The organism is Pseudomonas sp. S2_C11 (assembly GCF_054668395.1).
This window is the reverse complement of the sequence record NZ_CP162765.1, coordinates 4,986,572-5,001,972: the sequence shown is the minus strand read 5'-3', so window position 1 is coordinate 5,001,972 and position 15,401 is coordinate 4,986,572. Positions and strand designations below refer to the sequence as shown.

The 15,401-nt window shown below is 61.4% G+C and carries 12 protein-coding genes; 4 read left to right on the top strand and 8 right to left on the bottom strand.

Annotated elements, in window-relative coordinates:
• Nucleotides 1-153: 153 nt before the first annotated feature.
• The 6 genes from phaC to argS form a co-directional block, all read right to left on the bottom strand.
• Nucleotides 154-1,833 carry a class II poly(R)-hydroxyalkanoic acid synthase gene (gene phaC / locus AB4N48_RS22490; RefSeq protein WP_041477559.1) on the bottom strand — a complete coding sequence of 560 codons (1,680 nt, stop codon included), beginning with the start codon at nt 1,831-1,833 and terminating at the stop codon, nt 154-156.
• 257 nt (nt 1,834-2,090) lie between these two features.
• A complete protein-coding gene (locus AB4N48_RS22485) occupies nt 2,091-2,468 on the bottom strand; it encodes a gamma-butyrobetaine hydroxylase family protein (protein WP_133337328.1) in 378 nt (125 codons plus the stop codon).
• A 153-nt stretch (nt 2,469-2,621) separates the two neighbouring features.
• On the bottom strand, nt 2,622-3,959 hold the full coding sequence (gene hslU, locus AB4N48_RS22480) for an ATP-dependent protease ATPase subunit HslU (protein WP_122693250.1): 1,338 nt from the start codon (nt 3,957-3,959) through the stop codon (nt 2,622-2,624).
• Nucleotides 3,960-4,014: 55 nt separating this feature from the next.
• Nucleotides 4,015-4,545, bottom strand: coding sequence for an ATP-dependent protease subunit HslV (gene hslV, locus AB4N48_RS22475; protein ID WP_007968352.1), 531 nt, complete (start codon nt 4,543-4,545; stop codon nt 4,015-4,017).
• Between the two features lie 290 nt (nt 4,546-4,835).
• Nucleotides 4,836-5,546 carry an SPOR domain-containing protein gene (locus AB4N48_RS22470; protein ID WP_041477562.1) on the bottom strand — a complete coding sequence of 237 codons (711 nt, stop codon included), beginning with the start codon at nt 5,544-5,546 and terminating at the stop codon, nt 4,836-4,838.
• A gap of 1 nt (nt 5,547) precedes the next feature.
• Complete coding sequence (argS, locus tag AB4N48_RS22465) at nt 5,548-7,284, bottom strand: arginine--tRNA ligase (protein WP_095181033.1); 1,737 nt, start codon at nt 7,282-7,284, stop codon at nt 5,548-5,550.
• Here argS and AB4N48_RS22460 point away from each other — a divergent pair.
• Nucleotides 7,283-7,405, top strand: a complete 123-nt coding sequence (locus AB4N48_RS22460) for a hypothetical protein (protein WP_256674698.1) — start codon at nt 7,283-7,285, stop codon at nt 7,403-7,405. The genes argS and AB4N48_RS22460 overlap by 2 nt on opposite strands.
• A gap of 90 nt (nt 7,406-7,495) precedes the next feature.
• Here AB4N48_RS22460 and AB4N48_RS22455 read toward each other — a convergent pair whose 3' ends face one another.
• Entirely contained in the window at nt 7,496-9,715 is a 2,220-nt protein-coding gene (locus AB4N48_RS22455) for a primosomal protein N' (protein WP_056787322.1), read from the bottom strand.
• A 284-nt stretch (nt 9,716-9,999) separates the two neighbouring features.
• On the opposite strand from AB4N48_RS22455, the gene rpmE reads away from it, so the two are divergent.
• The 3 genes from rpmE (at nt 10,000) to AB4N48_RS22440 (ending at nt 12,498) form a co-directional block, all read left to right on the top strand.
• Nucleotides 10,000-10,221 (top strand): 50S ribosomal protein L31, encoded by a 222-nt coding sequence (gene rpmE / locus AB4N48_RS22450; RefSeq protein ID WP_041477565.1) that lies wholly within the window; start codon nt 10,000-10,002, stop codon nt 10,219-10,221.
• 41 nt (nt 10,222-10,262) lie between these two features.
• Nucleotides 10,263-11,045, top strand: a complete 783-nt coding sequence (locus AB4N48_RS22445; protein ID WP_460095575.1) for a thermonuclease family protein — start codon at nt 10,263-10,265, stop codon at nt 11,043-11,045.
• 184 nt (nt 11,046-11,229) lie between these two features.
• Nucleotides 11,230-12,498: a malic enzyme-like NAD(P)-binding protein gene (locus AB4N48_RS22440; RefSeq protein WP_016772053.1), complete on the top strand. Its 1,269-nt coding sequence runs from the start codon at nt 11,230-11,232 to the stop codon at nt 12,496-12,498.
• 321 nt (nt 12,499-12,819) lie between these two features.
• Here AB4N48_RS22440 and AB4N48_RS22435 read toward each other — a convergent pair whose 3' ends face one another.
• Complete coding sequence (locus AB4N48_RS22435) at nt 12,820-15,264, bottom strand: penicillin-binding protein 1A (protein WP_375123749.1); 2,445 nt, start codon at nt 15,262-15,264, stop codon at nt 12,820-12,822.
• Nucleotides 15,265-15,401 lie beyond the last annotated feature (137 nt).

The window sequence follows — 15,401 nt, the reverse complement described above, 5'->3', positions numbered from 1 at the left end:
GGGATTTATCCCCGTTCGGCTGCGAAGCAGTCGTGAATCGAGTAGCCGCGGTGCGTCTGACAAATCACGGTTTCAGGATTCGGGGTCGCTTCGCAACCCAACGGGGATAAATCCCCTCGCCACAAGGCCCTCTCCCACAATGGGTGGTGTCAGTTACCGCTCGTGAACGTAAGTGCCCGGCGAAGCCTCGCCTGCCGGGTACGCTTTGTTGCCCAGTTTCGTCGGGGCCTTTTTCAGGTTGCCCGAGCGCTCGGCCAGCCATGCCTGCCAGTACAGCCACCAGGAATCGGTGTGCTTGGTCGAGTTTTCCTGCCAGTCATCGGCAGTCGCCGCCATCTCTTCGCTGGTCATGTAACGCGATTTCGGATTGCCCGGCGGGTTGAGAATGCTCTGGATATGGCCGCTGCTCGACAGCACGAATTCAACTTTGCCGCCGAACAGCTGCGCCGACTTGTAGCAGGACTTCCACGGCGTGATGTGATCGTTGGTGCCGGCCAGCGAGAAGATGTCGGCGGTGACCTGCTTGAGGTCGATCGGCGTGCCGCACACTTCCAGTGCATTGGGGCGGATCAGTGGATTGTTTTTGAACATCTCGATCAGGTCGCCGTGGAACGCAGCGGGCAGGCGGGTGGTGTCGTTGTTCCAGAACAGAATGTCGAACACTGGCGGCTCATTGCCGAGCAGGTAGTTGTTGACCCAGTAGTTCCAGATCAGATCGTTGGGGCGCATCCAGGCGAAGACCTTGGCCATGTCTTTGCCTTCGAGCACGCCGGCCTGGTAGGAGTGGCGCTTGGCGGTCTCCAGAGTCTGCTCATCGACGAACAGGGCGACGTCGCTGTCCAGGGTGGTGTCGAGCACGCTGACCAGCAGGGTGAGGGCGTTGACCTTGTTCTCGCCGAGCGCAGCGTAGTGGCCGAGCAGGGCGGTGCAGGTGATGCCGCCGGAGCAGGCGCCGAGCATGTTCACATCTTTGCTGCCGGTGATCGCCGTGACCACATCGACGGCTTCTTTCAGCGCTTCGATGTAGGTAGACAGGCCCCATTCGCGCTGGGCCTTGGTCGGGTTGCGCCAGCTGATGATGAAGGTCGGCACATTGTTGCGCAGGCAGAAGCGCGCCAGACTCTTGTCCGGGCTCAAGTCGAAGACGTAGAACTTGTTGATCTGCGGCGGCACTACCAGCAGTGGGCGTTCGTGGACCTGCTCGGTGATCGGCCGGTACTGGATCAGCTCCAGCACATCATTGCGGAACACCACCGCGCCTTCGGTGACGCCGAGGCTCTTGCCGACTTCGAACGCGCCCATGTTGACCTGGCTCGGCATGCCGCCGTTGTGCACCAGATCCTTGGCCAGATGCGAGAGACCATCGAGCAGGCTTTTGCCGCCGGTTTCGAAGAAGCGTTTTACCGCCGCCGGGTTGGCCGCCGTGTTGGTCGGCGCCATGGCTTCGGTCATCAGGTTGATGACGAAATGCCCGCGAGCGATGTCCTTGGGGGACAGGCTGCTGTCATCGATCCAGGCATGCAGTTCCTTGCGCCAGGCCAGGTAGGTTTGCAGATAACGTTTGTACAGCGGGTTCTGGCTCCACGCCGGGTCGGCGAAACGGCGGTCATCACCGGCCGGTTGCAGCGCGGACTTACCCAGCAGCACGTTTTTCAGCTCGAGGCCGAAATGGGTCACGTGCCTGACGCTGTGAATCGGTTGTCGGATGGCCTGTTTCAGCACCATCCGAGCAGAGGCCAGCAGATCCTTTCCGCGCAGCCCGACGACGGGGTTAAGCCCCAGAGTGTTTTCCGAGGCTTGGTACTTCAGGTCATCGTTATTCTTGTCACTCATCTACGACGCTCCATTGTCCTGAGACGAGTACCCGGTTTCACGCTGTCGCTTCCACAGCCAATGCCGGGTACTACTGCTCGGGTGACCGTTGATTCTGCATAGCTGCTTTACAGTCGTAGAGCACTGCAGGGAACTTGCCAGCTCCATTGGTTACCCGAGTTTAATTTTTTTCGCAAGCGGCCGATCCGGGGCCATATGCGCGGAGCATTCAAACAGATGAAGTTAGAAAATGCCCTCTAAAGAGCGAGAGCCACGGCCTAGAGCATCAGCTTGACGAACGACTCGTTCGGATCGCGGGATTTTCCGGCCGCGCGCAGCTCGGCAAGATAATCGTCCCAGAGTTCGTTCTGGCGTTTGCCGAGTTCGTAGAGGTATTCCCAAGTGAACAGGCCGCTGTCATGACCGTCGTCGAAGGTCAGTTTCAGTGCGTAGTTGCCGGCCGGCTCCAGCTTGCTCAGACCCACGTTGAGCTTGCCGAATTGCAGGATCGGTTTGCCGTGGCCCTGGACCTCGGCGGAGGGGGAGTGCACGCGCAGAAACTCCGCGGGCAGGGTGAATTCCTCGCCGGACGCGTAAGTGAGCGTCAGGGTTTTCGAGGCTTTGTGCAGTTTGATGTCGGTGGGGATTCGATTCATGGGCTGGCGTCCGATGTGTGGGCGACCCTGATTCAAATGTGGGAGCGAGCCTGCTCGCGAAAGCGGCGGGTCAGACGGCATTGATACCGCCTGACACGACCTCTTCGCGAGCAGGCTCGCTCCCACAGGGTCCGCTACCGCTGTAAGTATGGCTTACAGGATATAACGGGACAGATCTTCGTTCTGCGCCAATTCGCCGAGGTGGCTGTTGACGTATTCGGCGTCGATCAGAATCGCCTTGTCATCGTGGGCGCTGGCGAGGTCGCCGGCGCTGAACGACACCTCTTCGAGCAGGCGCTCGAGCAGGGTGTGCAGGCGACGGGCACCGATGTTCTCGGTTTTCTCGTTGACCTGCCAGGCGATCTCCGCCAGACGCTTGATGCCCTCGGGCTGGAACTGGATGTTCAGGCCTTCGGTTTTCAGCAGCGCGCAGTATTGCTCGGTGAGCGATGCATGCGGTTCGCTGAGGATGCGTTCGAAGTCTTCCGGGCTCAGCGCCTTGAGCTCGACGCGGATCGGCAGACGACCTTGCAGCTCCGGTACCAGATCGCTCGGCTTGCTCAGGTGGAACGCACCGGAAGCGATGAACAGGATGTGGTCAGTCTTGACCATGCCCAGCTTGGTGTTGACGGTGCAGCCTTCGATCAGCGGCAGCAGGTCGCGCTGTACGCCTTCACGGGAGACATCGGCGCCGCCGACATTGCCGCGCTTGGCGACCTTGTCGATCTCGTCGATGAAGACGATACCGTGCTGTTCGACCGCTTCCAGCGCCTTGGCCTTCAGTTCTTCTTCGTTGACCAGACGCCCGGCTTCTTCATCGCGCACCAGTTTCAGCGCTTCCTTGACCTTGAGCTTGCGCGACTTCTTCTTGCCCTTGCCCATGTTGGCAAACAGCGATTGCAGCTGGTTGGTCATCTCTTCCATGCCTGGCGGCGTGGCGATTTCGATGCCGGAGACTTCGGCGACTTCGATTTCGATTTCCTTGTCGTCCAGCTGGCCTTCGCGCAGGCGCTTGCGGAACAGCTGACGGGTGTTGGAATCGGAGCTCGGCGCTTCTTCGTTGCTGAAGCCCATGCGTGCTGGCGGCAGCAACGCGTCGAGGATGCGATCCTCGGCGGCGTCTTCGGCCCGGTGACGTACGCGGGTCATTTCCTGTTCGCGGAGCATTTTGATCGCGGCATCGGCCAGATCACGAATGATCGACTCGACGTCACGGCCGACATAACCAACTTCGGTGAATTTGGTCGCTTCGACCTTGATGAACGGCGCATTGGCCAGTTTCGCCAGGCGACGGGCGATCTCGGTTTTACCGACACCGGTCGGGCCGATCATCAGGATGTTCTTCGGGGTCACCTCAACGCGCAGCTCTTCAGGCAGCTGCATGCGGCGCCAGCGGTTGCGCAGGGCAATCGCGACGGCGCGCTTGGCATCGTCCTGGCCGATGATATGGCGGTTGAGTTCGTGGACGATTTCGCGGGGAGTCATGGACATAATAATTGACGGTCCTCAAGCAGAAACAAGCCGTGGCACACGGGCCGCAACAGGCTTACTCAGCGAGATCCTGCTCCTCAATGGTCTGGGTGTGGTTGGTGAATACACAGATGTCGCCGGCGATGCCGAGAGCGGTTTCGACGATCTCGCGCGCCGACAGGTCGGTCTTTTTCAGCAGGGCGCTGGCGGCGGCTTGCGCGTAGGCGCCGCCGGAACCCATGGCGATCAGGCCATCTTCGGGTTCGACCACGTCACCGTTGCCGGTGATGATCAGCGAGGCGTCCTTGTTGGCGACCGCGAGCATCGCTTCGAGGCGGCTCAGGGAGCGGTCGGTGCGCCATTCTTTGGCGAGTTCGACGGCGGCGCGGATCAGGTGACCCTGATGTTTTTCGAGCTGGCCTTCGAAACGTTCGAACAGGGTGAAGGCGTCGGCGGTGGCACCGGCGAAACCGGCGATGACCTGGCCGTGGTACAGGCGACGGACTTTTTTGGCGTTGCCTTTCATCACGGTGTTGCCGAGAGAAACCTGGCCGTCGCCGCCCATGACGACTTTGCCGTGGCGGCGGACTGAAACGATGGTGGTCAAGGGAAGAGTCTCCACGCAGCGGGGCGAAAATGCCTTATGCCCATTCATATGGGGGTGCTGGAGGGGATTTCAACCGGCAGGGACGATGGGAGACGAATGGTGTGTGTGATGACTGTGGCGAGGGGATTTATCCCCGTTCGGCTGCGGAGCAGTCGCTAAACCATCATTTGCGGTATGCCTGCTGCACCGCAATGGCTGGTTTCAGGGCTGCTTCGCAGCCAAACGGGGGTAAATCCCCTCACCACAAAGTTTGAAGGTCACCTGCAAGTTGCAGCTGACCTCTGAGAGCCTTAGCGGCTCTGGCGTTGTTGTAACAACAGGTTGCTGAAGCCGGCACCAGCCAGTTGTTTCTGCGCCGTGGTCAGTTGTTCACGGTTGCTGAACGGGCCGACCAGCACGCGATACCAGGTTTCATCCTTGACCGTGCCGGACTCCACCGCCACGGCTTGGCCGAGCAGAATGATCTGCGCGCGAACCTTGTCGGCATCGGTTTCCTTGCGGAACGAACCGGCCTGGAGGAAGAACTTGGTCACTGGCGCGGCCTTGCTCACCGGTGGCGCTGGCGGCGGCGTGATCCCGGCCAAAGCCGCTTGAGCCCGTGCGGTGTCGATCTTCGCCGCTTCGGCCGGGGTTACCGGCGTGGTCGGGACGGCCGGCACTTGCGGCGTCGGCAGGGTCTTCTCCGGTACCGCGTCCGGCGGCACGATCACTTCCGATTCCGGCAGCAGGGTGTAGAAGTCGTACTTCGGTTTCACCGGTTGCGTCGGGCTCGGCGGGGTCTTGTTGGCCTCGGCGATCTTTGACGCTTTCTGCTGCTGTTCGACCTTCTCGCGCTTGACCGTGTCGCTGCCCTTGCCCGGTTCCAGTTTCATCAGAAACACGATGAACGCGCCGACGGTCAGGCCGATGGCCATCCACAGCCAGCCCGGAATCGGTTGTTTCGCCGGGGCCTGATAGCGGCTGGCGCCGCGTTTGGGTGCAGGTTTTTTCTTGGCAGCCAACTTACATACGCTCCAGAGTTTCCAGACCCAACAGCTCCAGGCCTTGCTTGAGGGTGCGACCGGTCAGTGCGGCCAGACGCAGACGGCTCTGCATCTGCGCCGGGGTGTCGGCGGCGAGGATCGGGCAGTTCTCGTAGAAGCTGGAGAACAGGCCGGCGACGTCGTACAGGTAGGTGCAGAGAATGTGCGGCGTGCCTTTTTCAGCCACGTTGTTCAGCACTTCGCCGAACTGCGCCAGCTTCGCCGCCAGCTCCTGCTCGTGCGCCGCTTCGAGGACGATCTGGCCGTCGACTTCGCTGAAGTCCTTGCCCAGTTTGCGGAACACACCGGCCACACGGGTGTAGGCGTACAGCAGATACGGCGCGGTGTTGCCTTCGAAATTGAGCATCAGGTCGAAGTTGAAGCTGTAGTCGCTGGTGCGATGCTTGGACAGGTCGGCGTATTTCACCGCGCCGATGCCGACGACCTTGGCGATGTTGCGCAACTCGTCTTCGGCCAGGGTCGGGTTCTTCTCTTTCACCAGGTTGTAGGCACGTTCCTGGGCTTCGGTCAGCAGGTCGATCAGCTTCACGGTGCCGCCATCACGGGTCTTGAACGGACGGCCATCGGCGCCGTTCATGGTACCGAACCCCATGTGTTCCATTTCCATCGGATGGGTGACGAAACCGGCCTTGCGCGCCACCGCGAAGACCTGCTGAAAGTGCAGGGCCTGGCGCTGGTCGACGAAATACAACGCGCGATCAGCCTTGAGCTTGCCGCTGCGGTAGCGCACGGCCGCCAGGTCAGTGGTGGCGTACAGGTAACCGCCATCGGCCTTGACGATGATCACCGGCAGCGGGTCGCCATCGGCGTTCTTGAACTCGTCGAGGAACACGCACTGGGCGCCGTTGCTCTCGACCAGCATGCCCGCTGCTTTCAGGTCGTTGACCACGTTGATCAGGTCGTCGTTGTAGGCGCTTTCGCCCATCACGTCGGCCATGGTCAGTTTGACGTTGAGCAGTTCGTAGATCTTCTGGCAGTGCGACAGCGAGATGTCCTTGAACTTGGTCCACAGTGCCAGGCATTCGGCATCGCCAGCCTGCAACTTGACCACCAGGCCACGCGCGCGATCGGCGAATTCTTCGGACTCGTCGAAACGCTGCTTGGCCGCACGGTAGAAGTTTTCCAGATCGGACAATTCGTCGCTGGTGATCGGGTTTTCCTGCAGGTACGCCATCAACATGCCGAACTGGGTGCCCCAGTCGCCGACGTGGTTCTGGCGGATCACTTCGTCGCCGAGGAACTCAAGCACGCGGGCCACGCCGTCGCCGATGATGGTCGAGCGCAAGTGGCCGACGTGCATCTCCTTGGCCAGGTTCGGCGCCGACAGGTCGACCACGGTGCGTTGCGCCGGGCCGGCCTTGCGCACGCCGACATGGGCGTCGGCCAGTGCGGCGTCGAGGCGCGAGGCCAGTGCCTGGGTGTTCTGGAAGAAATTGATGAAGCCCGGGCCGGCGATTTCGGCCTTGGTGACGTTCTCGTCAGAGGGCAGGGCGGCGATGATTTTCTCCGCCAGATCCCGTGGCTTCATGCCGGCCGGCTTGGCCAGCATCATGGCGATGTTGCTGGCGAAGTCGCCGTGGGTCTTGTCGCGGGCGTTCTCCACCTGGATCGCCGGCGTCAGGCCTTCAGGCAACACACCTTCGTTGACGAGTTGGGTGAGGGCTTGCTGGATCAGCTGGCGAATGGTGTCTTTCATGGTCTTCTCTTTCGACCGCAAGCGCGGCGGGCGCATCGATGCGCGGGTGGAAAAACTGGGCATTATCCGTTGCGAAGACGGGCTTGCCAACCTTAGCAGGCAGCTTATGGATTTGTGGTGACAATTCGACCGTTATCGCTGGCAAGCCAGCTCCCACAAGAGCGGCGCAGTCCCTGTGGGAGCTGGCTTGCCAGCGATAGCAATCGATCAATCAGTACAAGTCGACGGGATCAACATCCAGCGACCAGCGCACTGCCCGCCCACTCGGCATCTGCTCCAGCACCAGCATCCAGCTCGCCAGCAAGCGGTGCAGCGGTGCCCGCGCGGTCGCCTGTAACAACAGCTGGGCGCGATAACGCCCGGCTCGGCGCTCCATCGGCGCCGGCACCGGCCCGAGCAACTCGATGCCGCTCAGATTCAATTCGGCCAGCAAGCGTTCGGCCGCGCTGCACGCTTCATCGAGAAAGCCTTCCGCCTGCCCCGGCTTGTGCGCTTCGGCGCGCAGCAGCGCCAGATGGGCAAACGGCGGCAACCCGGCCGCGCGGCGCTCGCTCAAGGCTTGTTCGGCGAAGGCGAAATAACCCTGCTCGGTCAGTTGCACCAATAAAGGATGGTCGGCCAAATGCGTCTGGATGATCACCCTGCCCGGCTCCTCAGCCCGGCCGGCGCGCCCGGCGACCTGGACGATCAACTGCGCCATGCGCTCGCTGGCGCGGAAGTCGCCGGAAAACAGGCCACCGTCGGCATCCAGAATCGATACCAGCGTCACCCGGGGGAAATGGTGCCCTTTGGCCAACATCTGCGTGCCGACCAGAATGCACGGCTGACCCTTTTGAATCGTCGCAAACAGCTGATTCATCGCGTCCTTGCGCGAGGTGCTGTCGCGATCGACGCGCAGTACCGGGTAATCCGGGAACAGAATCGCCAGGCGTTCTTCGGCGCGTTCGGTGCCGGCGCCGACGGGGCGCAGATCGACCTTGCTGCACTTCGGGCACTGGCGCGGCGTGCGCTCGACGTTGCCGCAGTGGTGGCAGCGCAACTCGCCGTAACGTTGATGCACGGTCATGCGCGCATCGCAGCGCGAGCACTCGGACATCCAGCCGCAATCGTGGCAGAGCAGGGTCGGGGCAAAGCCGCGACGGTTGAGGAACACCAGCACCTGCTGGCCGTTGGCGAGGGTCTGGCCGATGGCTTGCTGCATCGGCCCGGAAATACCGCTGTCGAGCGGACGGCTTTTCACGTCCAGCCGCAGGAAGCGCGGTTGCTTGGCGCCGCCGGCGCGTTCGTTCAGGCGCAACAGGCCATAGCGACCGGTGTAAGCGTTATGCAGACTTTCCAGCGACGGCGTGGCGGAGCCGAGCACGATCGGGATGTTTTCCTGCCGCGCGCGTACCAGTGCCAGATCGCGAGCGTGGTAGCGCAGACCTTCCTGCTGTTTATAGGAGCCGTCGTGCTCTTCATCGATGATGATCAGCCCGGGATTTTTCATTGGCGTGAACAGCGCCGAGCGGGTGCCGATAATAATATCGGCCTCGCCATCACGGGCGGCGAGCCACGCGTCGAGGCGTTCGCGATCATTCACTGCCGAATGCAGCAGGGCGATGCGCGCATTGAAACGCTGTTCGAAACGCGCCAGGGTCTGCGGGCCGAGGTTGATTTCCGGGATCAGCACCAGTGCCTGTTTGCCGGCTTCGAGGGTTTCGCGGATCAGTTGCAGATAGACTTCGGTCTTGCCGCTGCCGGTGACGCCGGCCAGGAGAAACGCGTGATAACTGTCGAAACCGGCGCGAATCGCTTCATACGCCGCGCGTTGTTCGCTGTTGAGCGGCAGCTCCGGTTGCGCCAGCCAATGTTCATGGCGAGCGCCGGGGGCGTGGCGGCGGATTTCGACCTGCACCAGCCCCTTGGCCAGCAGCAGATCGAGGCTGTCCTTGCTCAGCATCAGTTTGCTCAACAACTGATGGGCGACGCCGTGGGGGTGCTGGGCCAGCGTGGTCAGCGCCTCGCGCTGGCGTGGCGCACGGGCCACTCGCGGGTCATCGACGCTGGCGCCGGGGGCCACCGACCAGAAGCGTTCCTGGCGGGCTTCGGCCAGCTCGCCCTGACGCAGCAGCACTGGCAAGGCCCAGTTCAAGGTGTCGCCGAGGCTGTGCTGATAATACTGCGCCGTCCACAGGCACAGCTTGAACAGCGCCGGCGGCAGCGGTGAAGTCGAGTCGAGGAGGGCCAGTGCCGGTTTGAGTTTTTCTGCCGGCACCTCGCTGGTGTCGGTGACCTCGACCAGAATCCCGATCATCTCGCGCCGACCGAACGGCACCCGCAAGCGCATGCCCGGCTGCAATTGCTCACGCCGCACCCCGGCCGGCGCCCGGTAATCGAACAGGCGGCGCAGAGGCGAAGGCAGGGCAAGGCGCAAAATGGCGTCGGGCACGCGGGGGGATCTCGATACGCAAAATGATCGGATATGCATGACCTGTGGGAGCGAGCCTGCTCGCGAAGGCGGTGGGTCAGGCAACACATGTGTCGACTGCCATGGCGCCTTCGCGAGCAGGCTCGCTCCCACAGGGAAGTGCGTTCAAGGCCGGGAGCCTAGCAGACGGTCGGTCTCGGTGACAGCTTGCGCGATTGAAAAGGTCTGGTAGAATCCGCGGCCTAATTACGTGCGGTATTCAACAATAGTGTTGGGTGGCGGCACGCTAGCCTGAGGAAGACACCATGAAAGCCGATATCCATCCGAACTACCCGGAAATTGCTGTTACCTGCAGCTGCGGTAACAAGTTCGAAACTCGTTCGACCTACGGCAAAGCCCTGGCGATCGACGTTTGCAACGAATGCCACCCGTTCTACACCGGTAAGCAGAAGACTCTGGACACCGGCGGCCGTGTGCAGAAGTTCGCAGACCGTTTCGCTACTTTCGGCGTCGGCAAAAAAGCCTGAGGCTGATCATTTTGGATGGTCGTTTCGACTTCTCCAGACTGATGAAAAAGGCGTCCCTTGCGGGCGCCTTTTTTGTGTCTGCGATTTGGCTGTCCGCCGCCCAGGCGTTCTGCCCGACACCCGCAGGGCTGACCAGCGTCTCCGTGCAGCGGGTGGTCGATGGCGACACCCTGCGCCTGAACGACGGGCGCAATGTGCGCATGATCGGCCTCAATACGCCGGAGCTGGGCAAGCAGGGCCGCAGCGACGAACCCTTCGCCGTGGCGGCGCGTAAACGCCTGCAAGCGCTGGTCGATGACAGCGGCGGCCGGGTCGGCTTGCGGCCCGGCAAGCAGGCGAAAGACCATTACGGCCGTACGCTCGCGCATGTTTACAGCGCCAGCGGAGTGAATCTCGAAGCGCAAATGCTTGCCGATGGCCTGGGTTTTCACGTTGCGGTCGCGCCGAATGTCGACCTGGTCGCCTGCCAGCAGGCCGCCGAACGCAGCGCTCGACAGGCCGGGGTTGGTCTCTGGCGGCAATCGCCGGTGCGGAAAGCGCAGGAGATCCAGCGTTCAGGCTTTGCCGTAGTCAGCGGTCGGGTGAGCAAGGTGCAGCGCAATCGCGGCGGAATCTGGATCGAGTTGCAGGACAGGGTTGTATTGCGGGTTGCACCCAATCTGCTCGGACGATTTGACAGTGCTGATCTGGAAGCACTGAAAGGCAGGCAGATCGAGGCGCGTGGCTGGGTGGTTGACCGATCCCGGCGCGGTGGATTGCAAAAGGGTCAGGCGCGCTGGTTGTTGCCGTTGACCGATCCTTCGATGCTGCACGTACCGCGTTGAAGAAAAATTGTAGACATTTTTACAGCTGATTGTGAACAGTCCAGCCCTTGTGCGCCGTGGCTCTTGGCCCAAAGTCGTAGGGCAGGGCGCTTGACAGCGGTGACTGCCCAGTCTTGTGGGGACTTTGCGAGGCGCGTATCCTCGCTGACCAGTCTGTCCAACAGTAAAAAAGCGGAATGCCAAAATGTCTGATCTGAAAACTGCCGCTCTCGAATACCACGCCAATCCTCGTCCGGGGAAGCTGAGTGTCGAGCTCACCAAGGCCACTGCTACCGCCCGCGACCTGTCGCTGGCCTACAGCCCCGGCGTAGCTGAACCAGTACGCGAGATCGCTCGCGATCCTGAACTGGCCTACAAATACACCGGCAAGGGCAACCTGGTGGCAGTCATTTCCGATGGCACCGCGATTCTCGGCCTGGGCAACCTCGGCCCGTTGGCTTCCAAGCCTGTGATGGAAGGCAAGGGCGTGCTGTTCAAGCGCTTCGCCGGCATCGACGTATTCGACATCGAAGTCGACTCGGAAAGCCCGCAAGCCTTCATCGACACCGTCAAGCGCATCTCCATCACCTTCGGTGGCATCAACCTGGAAGACATCAAGGCGCCAGAGTGCTTTGAGATCGAACGCGCTCTGATCGAGCAGTGCGACATTCCGGTGTTCCACGATGACCAGCATGGCACCGCAATCGTGACCGCTGCCGGCATGATCAACGCCCTGGAAATCGCTGGCAAAACCCTGCCGGAAGCAAAAATCGTCTGCCTCGGCGCCGGCGCTGCCGCCATCTCCTGCATGAAACTGCTGGTGAGCATGGGCGCTCGCATCGAAAACATCTTCATGGTTGACCGTACCGGCGTGATCCACTCCGGCCGTGACGACCTGAACCAGTACAAAGCCGTGTTCGCCCACGCTACCGAGAAGCGCACCCTGGCAGACGCACTGGCAGGCGCTGACGTATTCGTCGGTCTGTCCGGTCCGAACCTGCTGAGCGCCGAAGGCCTGCTCTCGATGGCGGCCAACCCGATCGTGTTCGCCTGCTCCAACCCGGATCCGGAAATCTCCCCGGAACTGGCGCACGCCACCCGTAGCGATGTGATCATGGCAACCGGCCGTTCGGACTACCCGAATCAGGTCAACAACGTACTGGGCTTCCCGTTCATCTTCCGTGGTGCCCTGGACGTTCGCGCCAAGCGCATCAACGAAGAAATGAAAGTCGCCGCCGCCAACGCCCTGCGCGAACTGGCCAAACTGCCTGTTCCACAGGACGTGTGCGATGCCTACGGCGGTGCTCCGCTGGAATTCGGCCGTGAGTACATCATTCCGAAGCCAATGGACAAGCGCCTGATCACCCTGATCTCCGACGCCGTGGCCAAGGCTGCGATCGAGACCGGCGTGGCCACCCTGCCGTATCCGAAGAACTACCCGCTGAAAAGCGTGGATGACGTGTTCAACGGCTAAGTCGTTGTAGCGTGTCAAACAAAAGCCCCGGCTCGTGAGAGTCGGGGCTTTTTTATGCCTGAAGATCAAGAGCCCCTCACCCTAACCCTCTCCCAGAGGGAGAGGGGACTGATTGGGGGACGCTTGGGAGCTACGCCGACCTGAATGTATGGTTTTGAATCCATAATCGACACCACACTTTCAGGTCGGTGTTTGACCCCAGACAACTCGGTAAGTCCCCTCTCCCCTCTGGGAGAGGGTTAGGGTGAGGGGCTTTTGATCTTCGGGTAATAAAAAGCCCCGCACTTCTCACGAAGACGGGGCCTTTTTGCGGCATCAGGATCAGAACAAATCGATCGGCGCCTGTTCATCCGCCGGCAGCGGGCTGCCCGGTACGGCGCCGTTGCCCAGCTCGTTCACCGATGGCGGCGTGTCTTCGGCCTTGAACAGTTCGAAGTACGCCCCCGGTGTGCTCGGTGTTGCTGCACGGCCGCTGATCGGGTCTACCCGCAGGCTGAGCAAGCCTTCTGGCTCAGGCTGCACATGCGGCGGCTTGTCTTTCAGCGCGGCCGACATGTAATTCATCCATATTGGCAGCGCCACAGTACCGCCGAACTCACGGCGTCCGAGGCTTTCCGGTTGGTCGAAACCAGTCCACACCGTGGTTACGTAATCAGCGTTGTAGCCAGAGAACCAGGCATCTTTCGATTCGTTGGTGGTACCGGTCTTGCCCGCGATGTCACTGCGGCCCATGGCCAGTGCGCGCCGGCCGGTGCCGAGTTTGATTACGTCCTGCAGCATGCTGTTGAGGATGTAGGTGGTACGTCCATCGACAATCCGTTCGGCCACGGCCGGCGCTTGCGGCACTGCCGGATTGGCCGACGCTTCACCGGCAACCGGAGCGGCATTGACCGTGAACGACTCGGTAGCCGGCGCAGCGATACCGTCGGTCGCCGCGCCACCCTGTGGCACGGTCGGCGGGTTGGCGACGAACAAAGTGTCACCGTTACGGCTTTCGATCTTGTCGATGATGTACGGGGTGATCTTGTAGCCACCGTTGGCAAAGGTGCTCCAGCCAGTGGCGATTTCCATCGGCGTCAGCGTTGCGGTGCCGAGTGCCAGCGACAGGTTCGGCGGCAGGTCCTGCTTGTTGAAGCCGAAGCGGGTGATGTAGTCGATGGTCTTGCCCACGCCCATGGCCTGCAACAGGCGGATCGACACCAGGTTGCGCGACTTGTACAGCGCTTCACGCAGGCGGATCGGGCCGAGGAAGGTGTTGGTGTCGTTCTTCGGGCGCCAGACCTTGTCCAGGTACTCGTCGACGAACACGATCGGCGCATCGTTGACCAGGCTGGCAGCGGTGTAGCCGTTATCCAGCGCGGCGCTGTAAACGAATGGCTTGAAGCTCGAACCCGGCTGACGCTTGGCCTGCATGGCGCGGTTGTAGTTGCTCTGCTCGAAAGCGAAGCCACCCACCAGCGAACGGATCGCACCGTTTTGCGGATCCAGCGACACCAGTGCGCCCTGAGCCTGTGGTATCTGGCTGAATTTCAGCGAATTGTCCGTCTGGCGCTGCACGCGGATCAAATCACCGACCTGCGCCACATCCGACGGCTGGCGCGGGTTGGCGCCCATGCTGTTGGTGTTGAGGAACGGTCGCGCCCATTTCATCGTGTCCCAGGCTACGTGCTCTTCACCGGTGCGGGTCAACACCTGCAGGCCGGTTTTATCGACCTGGGTGACGATCGCAGGTTCGAGGCTGCTGATGGTGCGCTGCTTGGTCAGCTCGCTGGCCCAGGCTTCGCGGGTCTTGCCCGGCAGGCGCGACTCGGGGCCACGGTAGCCGTGGCGCTGGTCGTAGGTCATCAAGCCTTCGTGCAGCGCGGTGTTGGCCATTTCCTGCAGATTGCTTGGCACCGTGGTGGTGACACGGAAGCCTTCGGTGTAGGCGTCGCTGCCATAACGGCCGACCATTTCGGCACGGGCCATTTCGGCGATGTACGGTGCGTTCACTTCCGGGGTCGGCACGTGGTAGCTGGCGTTCAGCGGCTCGTTGATCGCCGCGGTGTAGTCGGCTTCGCTGATCTTGCCCAGCTTATACATGCGCCCGAGGATCCAGTCGCGGCGTTCTTTGCTGCGCGCCGGGTTGGCCAGCGGGTTGAAACGCGACGGTGCTTTTGGCAGACCGGCGATCATCGCCATCTGCGCCAGGCTGATGTCACGGATCGATTTGCCGTAATACACCTGCGCCGCCGCCTCGATGCCGTAGGCGCGGTTGCCCAGGTAGATCTTGTTGACGTACAGCTCAAGAATCTCGTCCTTGGTCAGCTGTCGCTCGATCTGCAGGGCCAGAAGAATTTCGGTGGTTTTGCGCGAGAAGCTGCGCTCGCTGGTGAGGAAGAAGTTCTTCGCCACCTGCATGGTGATGGTGCTGCCGCCGGACTGAATATGCCCGCTCTTGACCAGTTGCGTCGCCGCGCGCATCAGGCTGCTCGGGTCGACGCCATAGTGGTTGGCAAAATTGTCGTCTTCAGCACTTAGTAACGCATTGATGAAGTTGGGCGGAATGTCGGCGAAACGAATCGGTGTACGGCGCATTTCGCCAAATTCTGCGATCAACTTGTTGTCGCTGCTGTATACGCGCAGAGGAATCTGCAACTGAATGCTTCTCAGCGCCTCCACAGACGGCAAACCCGGACTAAGGTAAAGAAAGGCGCCGCTGAGACCTAAGAGCAGTCCGCAGAAAACGGCGACGATGGACCAACCGAAAAATTTCAGCAGACGAATCAAGGCTTTTGGACATCCAGGGCAAAGAATGAATTTGGCACGGGGCTGCGGTTACACACAGAGCCATCCGCGCTGGCAGTAAAAAGCGGAAAAAATCGCTGGGCATTATAAGCACTTTTCCGTCGGGGGCGTCATTG